Annotated in this window: 12 protein-coding genes; 4 read left to right on the top strand and 8 right to left on the bottom strand. The window is 68.3% G+C overall.

Features of this window, described 5'->3' with window-relative positions:
• Positions 1 to 2: 2 nt before the first annotated feature.
• The 3 genes from bktB to DTA15_RS33055 form a co-directional block, all read right to left on the bottom strand.
• On the bottom strand, positions 3 to 1,196 hold the full coding sequence (bktB, locus tag DTA15_RS33065; RefSeq protein ID WP_006481441.1) for a beta-ketothiolase BktB: 1,194 nt from the start codon (positions 1,194 to 1,196) through the stop codon (positions 3 to 5).
• 49 nt (positions 1,197 to 1,245) lie between these two features.
• Positions 1,246 to 2,874: an electron transfer flavoprotein-ubiquinone oxidoreductase gene (locus DTA15_RS33060; protein WP_077181413.1), complete on the bottom strand. Its 1,629-nt coding sequence runs from the start codon at positions 2,872 to 2,874 to the stop codon at positions 1,246 to 1,248.
• 81 nt (positions 2,875 to 2,955) lie between these two features.
• Positions 2,956 to 4,746: an acyl-CoA dehydrogenase gene (locus tag DTA15_RS33055; RefSeq protein ID WP_006489733.1), complete on the bottom strand. Its 1,791-nt coding sequence runs from the start codon at positions 4,744 to 4,746 to the stop codon at positions 2,956 to 2,958.
• A gap of 203 nt (positions 4,747 to 4,949) precedes the next feature.
• On the opposite strand from DTA15_RS33055, the gene DTA15_RS33050 reads away from it, so the two are divergent.
• A protein-coding gene (locus tag DTA15_RS33050; protein WP_085964415.1) for an IS3-like element ISBcen10 family transposase occupies positions 4,950 to 6,313 on the top strand; the annotation gives its coding sequence in 2 pieces (ribosomal slippage) (positions 4,950 to 5,412 and positions 5,412 to 6,313; 1,365 coding nt in all).
• A gap of 88 nt (positions 6,314 to 6,401) precedes the next feature.
• Here DTA15_RS33050 and DTA15_RS33045 read toward each other — a convergent pair.
• Positions 6,402 to 7,238 carry an AraC family transcriptional regulator gene (locus DTA15_RS33045; RefSeq protein WP_006483249.1) on the bottom strand — a complete coding sequence of 279 codons (837 nt, stop codon included), beginning with the start codon at positions 7,236 to 7,238 and terminating at the stop codon, positions 6,402 to 6,404.
• A gap of 69 nt (positions 7,239 to 7,307) precedes the next feature.
• Here DTA15_RS33045 and DTA15_RS33040 point away from each other — a divergent pair, with 69 nt between their 5' ends.
• The gene (locus DTA15_RS33040; protein ID WP_227743127.1) at positions 7,308 to 8,549 is read left to right on the top strand and encodes an FAD-dependent oxidoreductase; all 1,242 of its coding nucleotides are present in this window, start codon (positions 7,308 to 7,310) and stop codon (positions 8,547 to 8,549) included.
• Positions 8,550 to 8,768: 219 nt separating this feature from the next.
• Here DTA15_RS33040 and DTA15_RS33035 read toward each other — a convergent pair whose 3' ends face one another.
• Together DTA15_RS33035 and DTA15_RS33030 are read right to left on the bottom strand one after the other, a co-directional pair.
• A complete protein-coding gene (locus tag DTA15_RS33035; protein ID WP_006498528.1) occupies positions 8,769 to 9,929 on the bottom strand; it encodes an AraC family transcriptional regulator in 1,161 nt (386 codons plus the stop codon).
• Complete coding sequence (locus tag DTA15_RS33030; protein ID WP_006484291.1) at positions 9,929 to 11,563, bottom strand: AMP-binding protein; 1,635 nt, start codon at positions 11,561 to 11,563, stop codon at positions 9,929 to 9,931. The genes DTA15_RS33035 and DTA15_RS33030 overlap by 1 nt, the downstream gene beginning before the upstream one ends.
• Before the next feature lie 289 nt (positions 11,564 to 11,852).
• On the opposite strand from DTA15_RS33030, the gene DTA15_RS33025 reads away from it, so the two are divergent.
• Both DTA15_RS33025 and DTA15_RS33020 read left to right on the top strand, forming a co-directional pair.
• Positions 11,853 to 12,644, top strand: coding sequence for an HAD-IIB family hydrolase (locus tag DTA15_RS33025; protein WP_006484297.1), 792 nt, complete (start codon positions 11,853 to 11,855; stop codon positions 12,642 to 12,644).
• 118 nt (positions 12,645 to 12,762) lie between these two features.
• Entirely contained in the window at positions 12,763 to 13,854 is a 1,092-nt protein-coding gene (locus DTA15_RS33020) for an AraC family transcriptional regulator (protein WP_012493787.1), read from the top strand.
• A 16-nt stretch (positions 13,855 to 13,870) separates the two neighbouring features.
• Here the strand turns inward: DTA15_RS33020 and DTA15_RS33015 are convergent, their stop codons facing one another.
• Together DTA15_RS33015 and DTA15_RS33010 are read right to left on the bottom strand one after the other, a co-directional pair.
• On the bottom strand, positions 13,871 to 15,382 hold the full coding sequence (locus DTA15_RS33015) for a sensor histidine kinase (protein WP_012493788.1): 1,512 nt from the start codon (positions 15,380 to 15,382) through the stop codon (positions 13,871 to 13,873).
• Positions 15,382 to 16,101 carry a response regulator transcription factor gene (locus tag DTA15_RS33010; RefSeq protein ID WP_006484292.1) on the bottom strand — a complete coding sequence of 240 codons (720 nt, stop codon included), beginning with the start codon at positions 16,099 to 16,101 and terminating at the stop codon, positions 15,382 to 15,384. The genes DTA15_RS33015 and DTA15_RS33010 overlap by 1 nt, the downstream gene beginning before the upstream one ends.
• Between the last annotated feature and the right edge of the window lie 101 nt (positions 16,102 to 16,202).

Genomic DNA, 16,202 nt, shown 5'->3' with positions numbered 1-16,202 from the left:
TATCAGATGTTCTCGAAGATCGCCGCAATCCCCTGGCCGCCGCCGATGCACATCGTCACGAGCGCGTAACGCCCGCCGATGCGCTTCAGCTCGTACAGCGCCTTCACCGTGATCAGCGCGCCGGTCGCACCGATCGGGTGACCGAGCGAGATGCCCGAACCGTTCGGGTTGACCTTGGCCGGATCGAGGCCGAGCTCCTGCGTGACCGCGCACGCCTGGGCCGCGAATGCCTCGTTGGCTTCGATCACGTCGAGATCGCTGATCTTCAGGCCCGCGCGTTCGAGCGCCTTCTGCGTGGCCGGCACCGGGCCGATACCCATGTACGCCGGATCGACGCCCGCGTGCGCATACGCGACGAGGCGGGCGAGCGGCTTCACGCCCTGCGCGCGCGCGGCGTCCGCGCTCATCATCAGCACGGCGGCGGCGGCGTCGTTGATGCCCGACGCGTTGCCGGCCGTCACGGTGCCGTTCTCCTTCGCGAACACCGGCTTGAGTTTCGTGAAATCGTCCGCGCTCGCGTCGTGGCGCACGTGCTCGTCGGTATCGAACGCGACTTCGCCCTTCTTGGTGCGGATCGAGATCGGCAGGATCTGGTCCTTGAAGCGCCCTTCCGCGATCGCGCGCGCCGCGCGGCGATGCGATTCGAGCGCCAGCGCGTCCTGCGCGTCACGCGAGATGTCGTATTTCTTCGCGACGTTCTCGGCCGTCACGCCCATGTGGATCGTCTGGAACGGGTCGTGCAGCGCGCCGAGCATCATGTCGACGAGCTTGCCGTCGCCCATGCGCTGGCCGAAGCGCGCGGCCGGCACGGTGTACGGCGCGCGGCTCATGCTCTCCGAGCCGCCGCCGATCGCGACGTCGGCATCGCCGAGCATGATCGTCTGCGCGGCCGACACGATCGCCTGCAGGCCCGAGCCGCACAGGCGGTTCACGGTCAACGCCGGCGTGTGCTGCGCGACGCCGCCGTTGATCGCCGCGACGCGCGCGAGATACATGTCCTTCGGCTCGGTGTTCACGACGTGGCCGAACACGACGTGCCCGACCGCGTCGCCCGGCACGTTCGCGCGCGACAGCACTTCGGCGACCACCTTCGCGCCGAGGTCGGTCGGCGAGAAATCCTTCAGGCTGCCGCCGAAATCACCGATCGCGGTACGGACACCGCTCACCACCACGACTTCCTTCGCTGCATTGCTCATCGTCTCACTCCGGTTCGTTCGCGCCCGCGGGGCGCGGGGATGCGTTGCGTTACATGTTCGGGTAATTCGGCCCACCGCCGCCTTCCGGCGTGACCCACACGATGTTCTGCGTCGGGTCCTTGATGTCGCAGGTCTTGCAGTGCACGCAGTTCTGCGCGTTGATCACGAGGCGCTCGCCGCCGTCGTCGTTCTTCACGAACTCGTACACCGCCGCCGGGCAGAAGCGCGCCTCCGGCCCCGCGTACGTGCGCAGGTTCACGTTCACCGGCACGCTCGCGTCCTTCAGCGTCAGGTGCGCCGGCTGGTTCTCCTCGTGGTTCGTGTTCGAGATGAACACCGACGACAGCCGGTCGAACGTCAGCTTGCCGTCCGGCTTCGGATACGCGATCGGCTCGCACTGCGACGCCGGCTTCAGCATCTCGTGGTCCGCATGCTGGTGATGCAGCGTCCACGGCACGTTGCCGCCCATCACCTTCTGCTCGAGCCCGACCATCAGCGTGCCCAGATACAGGCCCTTGGCCATCCACTGCTTGAAGTTGCGCGCGCGGTACAGCTCCGTGTACAGCCACGATTGCTTGAACGCATCCGGATACGCATTGAGCTCGTCCGACTGACGGCCGGCTTGCACCGCGTCGAATGCCGCATCAGCCGCCAGCATGCCGGTCTTGATCGCAGCGTGGCTGCCCTTGATCCGCGACGCGTTCAGGAAACCCGCGTCGTCGCCGATCAGCGCGCCGCCCGGGAACACCGTCTTCGGCAGCGACAGCAGGCCGCCGGCCGTGATCGCCCGCGCGCCGTACGACACGCGCTTGCCGCCTTCGAGGAATGCGCGGATCGACGGGTGCGTCTTGTAGCGCTGGAATTCCTCGAACGGCGACAGGTACGGGTTCGTGTAGCCCAGGCCCACCACGAAGCCGACCACGACCTGGTTGTTGTCCATGTGATACAGGAACGAGCCGCCGTACGTATCGGACTTCAGCGGCCAGCCGGCCGTGTGGATCACGAGGCCGGGCTTGTGCTTGGCCGGATCGATTTCCCACAGTTCCTTGATGCCGATCCCGTACGCCTGCGGATCGGCGTTCGCGTCGAGCTTGAATTTCGAGATCAGCTGGCGGCCGAGATGGCCGCGGCAGCCTTCGGCGAACAGCGTGTACTTCGCGTGCAGCTCCATGCCGAGCTGGAAGTTCTCGGTCGGCTCGCCGTCCTTGCCCACGCCCATGTTGCCGGTCGCGACGCCTTTGACCGAGCCGTCGTCGTTGTAGAGAATCTCCGCGGCGGGGAAGCCGGGGAAGATCTCGACGCCCAAGGCTTCCGCCTGCTGGCCCAGCCAGCGCGTGACGTTGCCCAGCGAGATCACGTAGTTGCCGTGATTCTTGAAGTTGTCGGGCAGCGCCCAGTTCGGCGTCGTGACCGCGCTCTTCTCGGACAGGAACAGGAAGCGGTCTTCCGTCACCTCGACGTCGAGCGGCGCGCCGCGCTCCTTCCAGTCGGGAAACAGCTCGGTGATCGCGCGCGGGTCCATCACCGCGCCCGACAGGATGTGCGCGCCGATCTCGGAACCCTTCTCGAGCACGCACACGCCGATCTCGGCGCCTTTCTCGGCGGCCAGCTGCTTGAGCCGGATCGCCGCCGACAGCCCGGCGGGGCCGCCGCCGACGATCACGACGTCGTATTCCATCGATTCGCGCGGGCCGTATTGCGCGAGCAAGTCCTGTGTGGTCAAAATCCTGTCTCCTGCTGCGTCCCGACCGTCAGTGGGTCAGAACTGGTCTTCCGTCAACGCGAGCACGCTCTCGTTGCCCTTCGCGCCGACGATCGACGCTTCGAGCGCACCCGCCTGTACCAGCACGTGCTCCGCATAGCATTGCGCGATCGCGATCTTCGCGTCGAAGAACGCCGGGTCGCTCGCACGGTTCGCGTGCGCGGCCACCAGCGCGCGCGCCATCTGCCAGCCGCACAGCACCACGCCCGCCAGCTTCAGGTACGGCACGCTGCCCGCGAACACCGCGTTCGGGTCCTGCTTCACGTTCGCGAGCACGTAGTCCACCACCGCCGCCAGCGAGCGCGCGCCCTTCTCCAGCTGCGCCTTCATCGACGCGGCCGCCGCACCGTCCAGCTTGCCGAGCGCCGTCACCGTGTCGCCGATTTCCGCGAGCAGCGCCTTCGCCACCGCGCCGCCGTCGCGCAGCGTCTTGCGGCCCACCAGGTCGTTCGCCTGGATCGCCGTCGTCCCTTCGTAGATCGCCAGGATCCGCGCATCGCGGTAGTACTGCGCCGCGCCCGTCTCCTCGATGAACCCCATCCCGCCGTGCACCTGCACGCCCAGGCTCGCGACGTCGTTCACCATCTCCGTGCTCCAGCCCTTCACGACCGGCACCAGATACTCGTAGATTGCCTGATGACGCGCGCGCGTCGCCTCGTCCGAATGGCGGTGGGCAATGTCGCTGTGCGCGGCAGCCACGTAGGCCAGCGCCCGCGCGCCTTCGGTCAGCGCACGCATCGTGCCCAGCATCCGGCGCACGTCCGGGTGATGGATGATCGTCACCGACTGCTTGGCCGAGCCGTCCACCGGGCGGCTTTGCACGCGTTCCTTCGCGAATTCGGCCGCCTTCTGGTACGCGCGGTCGGCCACGCCGATCCCCTGCATCCCGACCCCGAAGCGCGCCGCGTTCATCATGATGAACATGTATTCGAGGCCGCGGTTCTCCTCGCCCACCAGATAGCCGATCGCGCCGCCGTGATCGCCATACTGCAGCACCGCCGTCGGGCTCGCCTTGATCCCGAGCTTGTGCTCGATCGACACGCAGTGCACGTCGTTGCGCGCACCGAGCGAGCCGTCGTCGTTGACCATGAACTTCGGCACGATGAACAGCGAGATGCCCTTCACGCCTTCCGGCGCGTTCGGCGTGCGCGCGAGCACCAGGTGGACGATGTTGTCCGCCATGTCGTGCTCGCCCCACGTGATGAAGATCTTGGTGCCGAACACCTTGTAGGTGCCGTCGCCCTGCGGCTCGGCGCGCGAGCGCACCAGCGCGAGGTCGGAGCCCGCCTGCGGCTCGGTCAGGTTCATCGTGCCGGTCCATTCGCCCGAGATCAGCTTCGGCACGTAGCGCTGCTTCTGCTCGTCGGTGCCGGCCGTCAGCAGCGCCTCGATCGCGCCGTCGGTGAGCAGCGGACACAGCGCGAACGACAGGTTCGACGCGTTCAGCATCTCGATGCACGGCGTCGCGATCAGCTTCGGCAGCCCCTGGCCGTCGTACTCGGCCGGATGCTGCAGCCCCTGCCAGCCGCCTTCGACGAACTGGCGGAACGCTTCGCCGAAGCCCGGCGTCGCGGTCACGACACCGTCCTTCCAGCTGCTCGGATTGCGGTCGCCTTCGACGTTCAGCGGCGCCAGTACCTCGCCGCAGAATTTCGCGGACTCGTCGAGCACGGCCTGCGCCGTGTCGTAACCCGCATCCTCGAAGCCCGGCAACTGCGCGACGGCGTCGATGCCCGCGAGTTCCTTCAGCACGAACAGCATGTCCTTGACGGGGGCGTTATAGCTCATGGTCGATGTTCCAATCAGGCGGTGAATAGGGCGTGACGCGGGCCCGGTACGGCAAAACCGGCCAGCGCCGCGACGTGATGGGCCATCCTAACGCCGGGACTCCCGATTCCGATTGTCATATCCGGCCCACATGGTGACAAAACCGGCCACGTCTGAGCTGCACCCCAAAAGTTGGACTAGATCCAACCTTTGGGGTGTTTTTCATGACGAAGTACGACGAACGTTTTCGGCGTCGAGTGGTTCAGGCGTACCTGGCTGGAGAGGCCGGCACCAAGACACTTGCTCACCGTTACGGAGTGGGCAGGACAATGGTGCGACGTTGGGTGGCGAGCTATCGCGAGCATGGTGAACAGGGGCTGCGCAAGAAGCACAGCCACTACGACGCGCGATTCAAGTTGTCAGTCCTTCAGCGGATGCGGCGCGATGAACTGTCGTATGCGCAGGTGGCAGCGCTGTTCGGCATCCGCAATGAACGAAGCATCCCGATCTGGGAGCGTCTGTATCATGAGGGCGGTATAGATGCGTTGGCGCCTCGTCGCCGAGGGCGCCCTCCGAAAATGACCACCTCACCACCACCGAAATCCCCCGACGATACCGTGCAGAAAGAGCCGAGCCGCGAGGAACTGCTCAAGGAAATCGTGTATTTGCGCGCGGAGGTGGCATACCTAAAAAAGCTCGATGCGCTGCTGCAATCCAAGAAGCAGGCAGCGCCCAGGAAAAAGCGCAAATAGTGCGTGAGCTCAGGCAGTGTCATCCGGTAGCTGCGCTCCTGAAGGCGGCAGGCCTGGCGCGCAGCACGTTCTATTACCAGCTCAAGGCATTGGCTGCCGGCGATCGGTATGCGGATCTCAAAGCGAAGATCCAGACCGTATACGACCACCACAAGGGCCGTTACGGCTATCGGCGAATCACGGCGGCGATCCGGCAGACCGGAGATGCGATCAACCACAAGACCGTGCAACGGTTGATGGGACAGCTGCAATTGAAATCTCTGGTACGCCCAAAGAGATATCGTTCCTGGCGAGGCGAAGTCGGCCGCGTTGCCCCGAATCTACTGCGGCGTCAGTTTGATGCTGAACGCCCGAATCAGAAGTGGGTGACCGACGTGACCGAATTCAATGTAGAGGGCCAAAAGCTCTATCTATCGCCGGTGATGGACTTGTACAACGGGGAGATCGTCGCTTACCAAATGGATGAGCGCCCGAGCTTCGAGTTGGTCAGCTGCATGTTGAAGAAGGCGTTGGCCAAGCTCGATGATGAAGGACGGCCGTTACTGCATTCGGATCAAGGCTGGCAGTATCAGATGCCCGCCTACCGTCGGCTGTTGAAGCAGCATGCGCTCACCCAGAGCATGTCGCGCAGAGGCAACTGCCTTGATAACGCAGCCATGGAGAGCTTCTTCGGCACGCTGAAATCCGAGTGCTATCGGCTGACGCGCTTTGCGAGCGTGGAGCAGTTGCGAGATGCGTTGAGCCGCTACATCCACTACTACAACCACGAACGCATCAAGCTGAAATTAAATGGGCTGAGTCCCGTGCAATACAGGACTCAGCCCTTGGCCGCTTAGCTTTTAACCGTCCAACTTCGTGGGGTCAGTTCAGTCGCGCGCCGGCGGCGGCCGTCGCATCTGGCCGCGAAAGCCCGTCTGGCGGGCGTCAGCGCCCGTCCGGCTGCCGTTCCGGCCGGGTGGCGAAATAGTGCGCGGGCGAATCGCCGAGCGCCTTTCGGAACATCGCGATGAAGTTGCTGGGCGATGCGTAACCCAGCAGGTCCGACACCTCGGCCACCGGACAGCCGCGGGCGAGCAGGTCGAGGCCGCGCGCGAGCCGGGCCTGCTGGCGCCATTGCGCGAAGCTCAACCCGGTTTCGGCCGACATGAGCCGCCGCAACGTGCGCGGCGACATCGCACCGAACGCCGCCCATGCATCGAGCGTGCGCCGGCTGCCGGGATCGTCGAGAAGCGCCCGTGCCACCCGCGCGAGCCGCGGATCGGCGGGCATCGGCACGTGCAACGCCTCGCGCGGCGTGCGACGGATTTCGTCGTGAATGACCGCAGCCATCCTCGCGTGCTCCGGCGCCAGCGGCGCGTGCTTGTTCCATTCGATCGCACGATGCGCGAGCGAGCGCAGCACCGCGCTGATGCCGATCACGCACGGTTCGTCCGGCAGGCCCGCGCAGAACGGCGGCGCGGCCAGCAGCACCCAGCCACCGGGCGCGCCGCTCACCCGCACCTTGTGCGGCATGCCGGGCGGCACCCAGCCCGCACGATGCGGCGGCAGCAGCCACGCACCGCGCGGCGTATGAACGTGGATCAACCCCGCCTCGACACACAGCACCTGACCGCGCGCATGCGCGTGCCAGTCATAGTCGCGTGTGCCGAGCCGATACGCGCTGGCCGGATCGTCATTGCCGCGCAGCGCGATCAGCGCGGGGCCGTCCAGCCATTCGCTGTAGTCGGGAAGCGCCAGGTCGGCGGCGGTACGGTTATCCATATTGGCCAGTCTACGGCATTGAACGGCCAGATGCCGTTATCCGCCCACCCGTGACGCACGGAACAATGCATGCCGGACCGCGCGCCCCGCGCGGCTAACGGAGAACGTTCCATGCATGACATTCACGTCGCCATCGTCGGTGCAGGTCTCGGCGGCCTGGCCCTCGCCCAGGCCTTGAAACAGGCCGGCATCGCGTTCGATGTCTACGAGCGCGACCCGGCCCTCGACAGCCGGAGGCAGGGCTACCGCATCCGGATCGACGCGACCGGCCAGCGCGCGCTGGCGGCCTGCCTGCCGGCCGGGCCGGCGGCATTGTTCCGGGCATCGGCGTCGCAGGGCACTGGCGCCGTGCGGCTCGCGACGCCCCGGCTCACGCCGGCCCACGGACATGCGCCCGCCGGCTGGCACACCGCACCGGACACGGCGGACCTGAGCGTGAACCGGCTGACCCTGCGGGAGATCCTGATGGCCGGCATCGAGGATCGCGTGCATGTCGGCCACGCGGTCGACCGCTATCGAGTACTGCCCGACGGCCGCGCACACGTGACGTTCGCGAGCGGCACGTCGGGGTCCGTTACGTGCGACGTGCTGGTCGGCGCGGACGGCATCCATTCGCCCCTCCGCGCGCAGCTCGTTCCGGCGGCCGCGCCGGTCAGGACCGGCGCCCTGTGCGTCTACGGCAGGACCCGGCTGCCGACCGACGATCCCGCGTTCCCCGAAGCCGCCGGGTTGCGCGCCGCCACCACGGTGATCGTGGCCGACGGGTGCGCGGCGGTCCTCGAGGACATGCGGTTCCGCACCGACCTGCGGGCGCTCGCGGCCCATGCGCTGCCGTGCAGCCGGTTCACGCCGCCGGACGACTATTTCTACTGGGCCGCGATCGGACCGTCGAGCCGCTTCGGGCTGGATGACGCCGACCCGACGGCTGCGCTCGCGGCTCGAATCCCGGCCGCGCTCCGGCATGTCGTGCGGGACTGGCACCCGGTGCTGCGCCGCCTGCTGCTCGACACACCGTCCGACGCCGTCACCGCGCTGCCCGTGCGTCGCGGACGCCCCGACGTAGCGCTGCCGGCCGGCCCGGTCACGCTACTGGGCGACGCGATCCATGCAATGAGTCCCGCCGGCGGCGCGGGCGCCAATACGGCGCTCAGGGATGCCGCCGCGCTGGCGGCGCGGCTGGCCGGGCAGACCGCCAACGATGGCGATATCCGGCACGCGCTGACGCGATATGCGGAAGACATGCGCGTGTGGGCGACCGACGCGGTGATCGCGTCCGATCGCGCGGCCGCGCGGCTGTTTGCCGGGAATTGAGCGGAATGTGTCCGTCGATCGGAAATCCAGATCGCCGATTGCGGCGACGCACGCCAAAGGAAACGATCGGCCGAGTGCGCGCCTGCACGGCCCGAGCGGTGAAGGTCGCCGGTTATGGGAATGTCTGCCGAAAACCGGCCGTGGAAACCGCAAAAGGAGCCGGTTATGGGATTCAATCCGCGAACCCGCGCATCCGCGCCACTCAGCGTCGCGCCCGCGTCACGCCCGCCGCCGATACGTCCCCGGCGTACTCCCGGTCCAGTGCCGGAACGCGCGATGAAACGCGCTCGGATCGTCGAAGCCGATATCGGCGCCGATCGCCGCGATCGTGTCGGGCGTATCGGTCAGCCGCTGGATCGCGATATCGCGCCGCAGCTCGTCCTTCAGCACCTGGAACGTCGTCCCTTCCGCCGCCAGGTGACGGCTCAGCGTCCGCACCGAACAATGCAGATGCTCGGCCGCCTGGTCGATCACGGGCAGATCCGGCAGCGCCGCCGACAGGTATTGCCGCACGCGATGGCACACGAGCTGTTCGCTGAACGATTCGAAGATCCAGTCGCCGGGCGCGCGCGCGAGGAACTTGCGCAGGTTGCGCTTGCTCTGCCGGATCGGCGCGTCGAGGTAGTCGGCGCTGAAGCGCATCAGCGTGCGCTCGCAGTCGAACTGCACGGCGCCGGTGAAGAAGTACAGGTGATCGACCGCATGGCGCGGCCGCGGGCACGCGAACTCGATCTGCAGCAGCGGAATCTTCTGCCCGATCAGCCACGAGCACACGCCGTGCACGAGCTTGAGCATCAGCTCCTGGCCGAGCGCGCCGATCGGCCCGATGGCGTCGTTCGGACGCAGCAGCACCTGCGCGACGAGATCGTCGCGCTTCGATTCGACGAAGAAGTCGTCGAGCAGGATATGGAAAAATTGGCCGAAACGGTGCAGCGCCGTTTCGAGATTGCGCGCGTCGAGCAGGCTCAGGCACAGGTACTTCAGCGTGCCGCCGCGCAACGGGCGCGAGAAGATGCCGGGCATCTCGTCGTCGAGGTCGATCGCGAGCGTGCGGTACAGCGTCGAGAACTGCTCCTCCGTCACGCGCGCGTGCGGCTCGCCGAGCAGCTCGATCGGAATGCCGGCGCCGCGCAGGTAGCGCTCGACCACGTCGCGCTGCACGCCCGCGCTCGCGAGAAAGCCGTTGACGAGCGAGATCGGCACCGTCGCGCTCGGCGACGGCAGCGCACGCCCGGGCCGGGCGGAAAGTGAATCTGAGCCGGTCATCGCGTCCCCGTCGATCGAACCGACCGCATTGTACTTGAGCGGCCCGCGCGCCCCCTTCGGCGTGGCCGGCGCGCCGGGCCGCGCCGCCGCGGCCGCGCGGCGCGTCGTGCCCATCAGTCGGTGCGGCTGAGTTCCCGGCGCAGGATCTTGCCGACCGTCGACTTCGGCAGCCGCTCGACGAAACGGACGAGCTTCGGCACCTTGTACGCGGCCAGGCTCGCGCGGCAATGCGCGACGAGTTGCGCCTCCGTCACGTCGGCGTCCGCCGCGAGCACCACGAACAGCTTGACGGCCTCGCCCGTGCGCGGATCCGGCACGCCGATGCACGCGCATTCGGCGACGCCCGGCAGCGCGGTCGCGACCGCTTCCACCTCGTTCGGGTACACGTTGAAACCGGACACGATGATCATGTCCTTCTTGCGATCGACGATCCGCAGGAAGCCGGCCGCGTCGAACACGCCGACGTCGCCGGTACGGAAATAGCCGTCCGCGGTGAACGCGGCCGCGTTCGCGTCCGGCTTCTGCCAGTAGCCGCTCATCACCTGCGGCCCCTTCACGCAGATCTCGCCCGCCTCGCCGATCGCCACCTCGCGATCCTGGTCGTCGAGCAGCTTCACGTCGGTCGACGGCAGCGGCAGGCCCGTGGTGCCCGTGAACCGGTCGATCGACTGCGGGTTGAACGACACGACCGGCGACGTTTCCGACAGCCCGTAGCCTTCGCGGATGAAATTGCCCGTCACCGCCTTCCAGCGCGACGAGATCACGTCGATCACCGCCGCCCCGCCGCCGGCCGACAGCTTCAGCCGCGACCAGTCGACCTCCTTCAGGCGCGGATGGCCGGCGAGCCCCGCGTACAGCGTGTTCACACCGACGAACACCGTCGGCCGCGCGGCCTTCAGCACGTCGATGAACCCGTCCATGTCGCGCGGGTTCGCGATCAGCCAGTTCTGCGCGCCGATCGCGAAGTAGGACAGGAAGTTCACCGTCAGCGCGAAGATGTGATACAGCGGGATCGCCGTGACGACGACCTCCTCGCCCGGCCGGCGCGCATCCGGCACGATCGCCGCGAACTGCGCGATGTTCGCGACGAGGTTGCGATGCGACAGCGCCGCGCCCTTCGACAGGCCGGTCGTGCCGCCCGTGTATTGCAGCAGCAACAGGTCCGCGCCGCTCAGCGCCACCGGCTCGCATGCGAGCGATTCGCCGGCGGCGATCGCCTGCGCGAGCGCGGTCGAACCGGGCGGCAGCGCGTCGCAGGTGCCGGCCGGCGCATCGACGACGCCGAGATCCTCGCGCCCCACGCTCAGCACGGTGCGCACGCGCGTGCCGCCGACCACGTCCGCGAACGTGCCCATCGACCCGCCGCAGACGATCGCCACCTCGACTCCCGCGTCGTTGAGCTGATGCTCGAGCTCGCGCGCGGTGTAGTGCGGATTCACGTTGACCTGGATCGCGCCGATCCTCGCGACCGCGACGAACACGACCGGGAACGCGAGCACGTTGGGCAGCATCACCGCCACGCGATCGCCCTTGCGCACGCCGACGACCTGCTGCAGATACGCGGCCAGCGCGGTCGACAGGCGCTCGACGTCGGCATAGGTGAGCGTGCGGCCGAACGCATGGAACGCCGGACGGTCGGCGAAGCGGCGCATCGCGTCGTCCAGCAGCGCGCTGACGGAAGGATGGCGATCGGCGTCGATCTCGGCGGGGATCGAGCCATACGACCCGGTCCAGTGTCTCTTCGTCATGTCTCACTCCTCTTTGGACGGCACGCCAGCATGCGTACCGTTCGCACGGGGCCTGCACGCCGGAGGGACGCGGGCCGCCGCCTGACCGGCGACTATCGCCCGCGCGACGCGCTTTGCAAATGATCCGGGCGGCCGAAAACATGATCGAAACGGACATGCGTGCTCGCTCCCTGTCCAGGCAACTCGGCCGCGCGCATATTCCCCGGCGCGAATTGCAAAGCAGCAAGCGGCATGGCGCGGCGTGTCGCCGTTCTTCATAATCGACGACCGTCCCTCATCCGCCGAGACCATGCAGCCGCTCGCCCTGGCCCCCGCCGACACCTTCTCGTCCGTTCGCTTCCTGCTGACCGACATGGACGAGACCCTCACGCATCGCGGCCGCCTCGCCGCGCAGACCTATGCGGCGCTCGAGCGGCTGCAAGCGCGCGGCATCCGCGTGATCCCGGTCACCGCCGCGCCGGCCGGCTGGTGTGACCAGATGGCGCGGATGTGGCCGGTCGACGGCGTGATCGCGGAGAACGGCGGACTCTTCATCCGGCGCAGCCCGGACGGGCACGGCGCCGAACGCCGCTATTGGCATGCGGACGATGCGCTCGACGGCGCACGCGACGCGCTCCGGCGCATCGCGCAGCATGTCGCGACGGCCGTCCCGCCCGCCCGCCGCGCGGACGACCAGGACTTCCGGCTGACGTCGCTCGCGTACGCACGCACCGGCGGCGACCAGGACGACCGGATACTCGACGCGCTGATCGAGGCCGGTGCCGACGCAACCATCAACAATCTGTGGGTGATCGGCTGGGTCGGCGGGTACGACAAGCTGTCGATGTCGCTGCGCGTGCTGGCGGATACGTTCGGCGTCGATGCCGGCGCCGCGCCCGGGTGCGTCGCCTATTCGGGCGATTCCACGAACGACGCGCCGATGTTCGGCTATTTCACGCATACGGCCGGCATGAGCACCGTTATCGAGTATCTGCCGCAGTTGTCCGCGCTGCCGCGATGGATCACGCAAGGCCCGGGCGGCCTCGGCTTCGTCGAGTTCGTCGACGCGATCCTGCGCGCGCAGCCCGGCGATCGGGGCTGACTACCCGCGCGGCGGGGTGGCGCCGGCGTATATCAGGGTGAACCCGGTGGCGGATGGGATCGTTCCCGCGCAGAATTGCGTGCCGTCAACGATATCGATTCGGACGCAGGATCCCGTCATGCCGCGCAGTGCGCTCTTGAAACCGACCGACGCCCGGCTGCCGGACGCCGCTTCCGCGCACGCGTTGCGCGAGCAGCGCTTCACGCCGGCCAAGCTGGCCGTGCTGGTCGACGTGGCCGCGCAAGCCGGCCTCGATCCGGCCGCCGTGCTCGCCGGCACCGGCCTCGCGCCGGCCGACGTCGCGGACCCGTTCACGCTCACGTCGCCGCTGCAGTTCCTGACGGCCGCGCGCAACGCGGTCGCCCGCTACGACGGCCCCGACCTCGGCGTGCGCGTCGGCCGCCGGCTGCGCGCGTCGAGCTACGGGATGTACGGCTACGCGATGCTGTGCTCGGAATCGCTCGCGCACGCGTTCGATTCCGCCGTCAAATATCACCGGCTCGCGAACGGCATGCTCCCGATCCGCTGGGTCGAACAAGGCGATACCGCCTCGTGGCTGTTTCCGGACCGCCACGAAGTCGCGCTGCCCGATCTCGACGAGCCGCTGTACCGTTTCCTGATCGACATGCAGTTCGCGCTGCACGTGACGATCATCAAGGACGTGATGGGCGGATGGTGCGTGCCGGCGCGCGCGCAGTTCGCGCAGCCGCAGCCGCCGCACTGTGCGCTGCTGGCCGACGCGCTCGAATGCCCGATCGCGTTCGACCAGCCGCACCACGTGCTCAGCTATCCGGCGGCCTGGCTCACGCGCGCGCCGCAGCTCGCGAATCCGATCACCGCTGCGCAGGTGTCGTCGCACTGCGCGAGCCTGCTCGACGAAATGCGCAGCCAGGCCGGCGTCACGCGGCGCGTATACCAGGAACTCACGCGCACGCCCGGGCAGTTTCCGGACATCGACGCGATCGCCGAGATCCTGTGCATGACCTCGCGCACGCTGCGCCGCAAGCTCGAAGCCGAAGGCACGTCGTACAGCGAACTGCTGACGAGCGTGCGCAAGGCGCTCGCGATCGACTACCTCAGCACGACCACGCTCAGCACCGAGGACATCGCGCTGACGCTCGGCTTCAGCGACGCGGTGGGATTTCGCCACGCGTTCAAGCGCTGGACCGGCACGACGCCGAGCGACGTGCGACGCAAGCGCGGCGGCTGACGCCGCCGATCGAAGCTCAGCGTGCGTCGCCCGCCGCCGGCGACGCGACCGCCAGCGCAAACTCGAACACCGCGCCGCGCCCGGCCCGGTCGACGAGCCGGATGCCGCTGCCGTTGAGCGCCAGCATCCGGTGCACGATCAACAGGCCGAGCCCGCCGCTCGTCGCGGTGCCGCCGCTCATCGGCCGCTGCGGCCGCTGGAACAGCCCTTCGCGCCGCGCCGCCGGAATCCCTGCCCCGGTATCCGACACGGTCACGACCACGCGGTCGCCGTGCGGCGCCAGCGCGATCTCGACCTCGCCGTGCGCGGGCGTGTGCCGCAGCGCGTTGTCGAGCAGGTTGGTCAGCACGCGCTCGATCATCCCGAGATCGGCCGACACGACCGGCACGCGCGGCGGAATCCGCGCATGCAGCGCGACGCCGCGCGATTGCGCGCTCAGCTCGAACTTCTGGAATACGTCCTGCACGAGATCGACCAGCGAGAACGGCTCGCGCTCGGCCTGCACGCCGCCCGATTCGAGCCGCGCGAGCTCGAACAGCGCCTGCGCGAGCCGCCCGACCTTCGCGCTCTGCGCGAGCGCGATCGACAGGTAGCGCCGCCGTTCGGGCTCGGCCAGCGTGTCGGCCTTCAGCGACAGCGTCTCCAGATAGCCGTGCAGCGACGTGAGCGGCGTGCGCAGGTCGTGCGAGATGTTCGTGATCAGTTCGCGCCGCTGCTGGTCCTGGCGCGTCAATGCGCGCCACTGGTCGCCGATCCGGTCGGCCATCTGCGCGAACGCGGATTCGAGCACCGCGATGTCGTCGCCACGACGGCCCGGCGGCAAACGCAGCACCGGCGGCTGCACATCAGCCGCGCCCGGCGCGCCGGGCGCACCGTTCGCGTCGAAGTCGCGCATCGCGGCCGTCAGCCGGCGCAGCGGGCGCGTGATGAAGCTGAATGCGGTAAGGCCCGCGAGCAGACCGAGCAGCGCGACGATCGCCATCGACCACAGCGTCGTGCGCAGCACGTTGCCGGCGTCGACGCGCGCGGCGAGCCGGTCGTGCGCCTCGCCGAGCAGCACCACGTAGATGTAGCCCGACGGCGGCTGCCCTGGCCGCTGCAGCGGCGCGGCGCTGAACACCTTGCGCGCGTCCGGGCTGCGCGGATCGTCGCCGAGGATCGGCAGCGGCTGGCCCGCGATGAAGCGCTGCACCGGCGCGAGATCGACGCGGTCGCGCTTCACGTGGCCGGGCGGCGCATCGTCGCCCTTGATGCGCCCCGCGTTGTCGAGCAGGTACACCTCGACGCTCGGGTTCACGCCCATCAACTGGCCGAACAACGTGCGCACGGCGTCGGGGCGCAACCCGTTCGCGTCCATCAGCGGCGCGCTGCCGGCGATGTTGGTGGCCAGGTCGCGCGACAGCGCCTGCACGACTTCCTTCTCGCGCATGTCGTTCGCGCGGATCTGCAGCCACGCCGACGCACCCGAGCACGCGAGCAGCAGGATCGAGAACACGAGCGACAGCCGCCGGGTGAGCGTGAGCTTCATCATGCGTCCCGCTGACCCGGCGCGGCGAGCTTGTAGCCGCGCCCCCACACGGTGAGGATTCGCACGGGCTCGGCCGGATCGGCCTCGATCTTCGCGCGCAGCCGGTTGATGTGGGTGTTGACCGTATGTTCGTAGCCTTCGTGCTGATAGCCCCACACCGCATTGAGCAGGTCCATCCGCGAGAACACCTTGCCCGGATGCCGCGCGAAGAAATACAGCAGGTCGAATTCGCGCGGCGTGAGGTCGATGCGTGCGCCGTCGACGCTCGCTTCGCGCGCGATCGGGTCGATCGCCAGCCCGGCGACGTCGAGCGTGCCCGCGTCGAGCCGCGAATCGCGCGCGAGCGCATCGACGCGCCGCAGCAGCGCCTTCACGCGCGCGACGAGTTCGAGCACCGAGAACGGCTTCGCGAGGTAGTCGTCGGCGCCGAGTTCGAGGCCGAGGATCCTGTGCACCTCGCTCGATCGCGCGCTCGTGATGATGATCGGCGTGTAGCGCGTCATCGCGCGCGCCCGCCGACAGATCTCGAGGCCGTCGACGCCCGGCAGCATCAGGTCCAGGATCAGCGCGTCCCAGCCGCCCTGTTCGAGCAGGCGCAGCCCTTCGGCGCCGTCCGCGCTGTGCACGACTTCGTAGCGCTCGTCGCGCAGGTGCAGGCTCAGCACGTCGGCGATGTCGGCATCGTCCTCGACGATCAGGATACGTTTCGGTTGGTCCATGGCGGTGGGCGGCGGCACGTCGGAGCGGGGCTCGGTCACGGTTGTCGGGCGGCGATCGGAGCCGGCGCGAAGCACGGCGGAAGGCCGCGCTGCCGTCATTG

It is taken from the genome of Burkholderia cenocepacia (assembly GCF_900446215.1).
GTDB classification, from domain to species: domain Bacteria; phylum Pseudomonadota; class Gammaproteobacteria; order Burkholderiales; family Burkholderiaceae; genus Burkholderia; species Burkholderia cenocepacia.
This window is presented reverse-complemented; position numbering and strand designations above follow the sequence as displayed.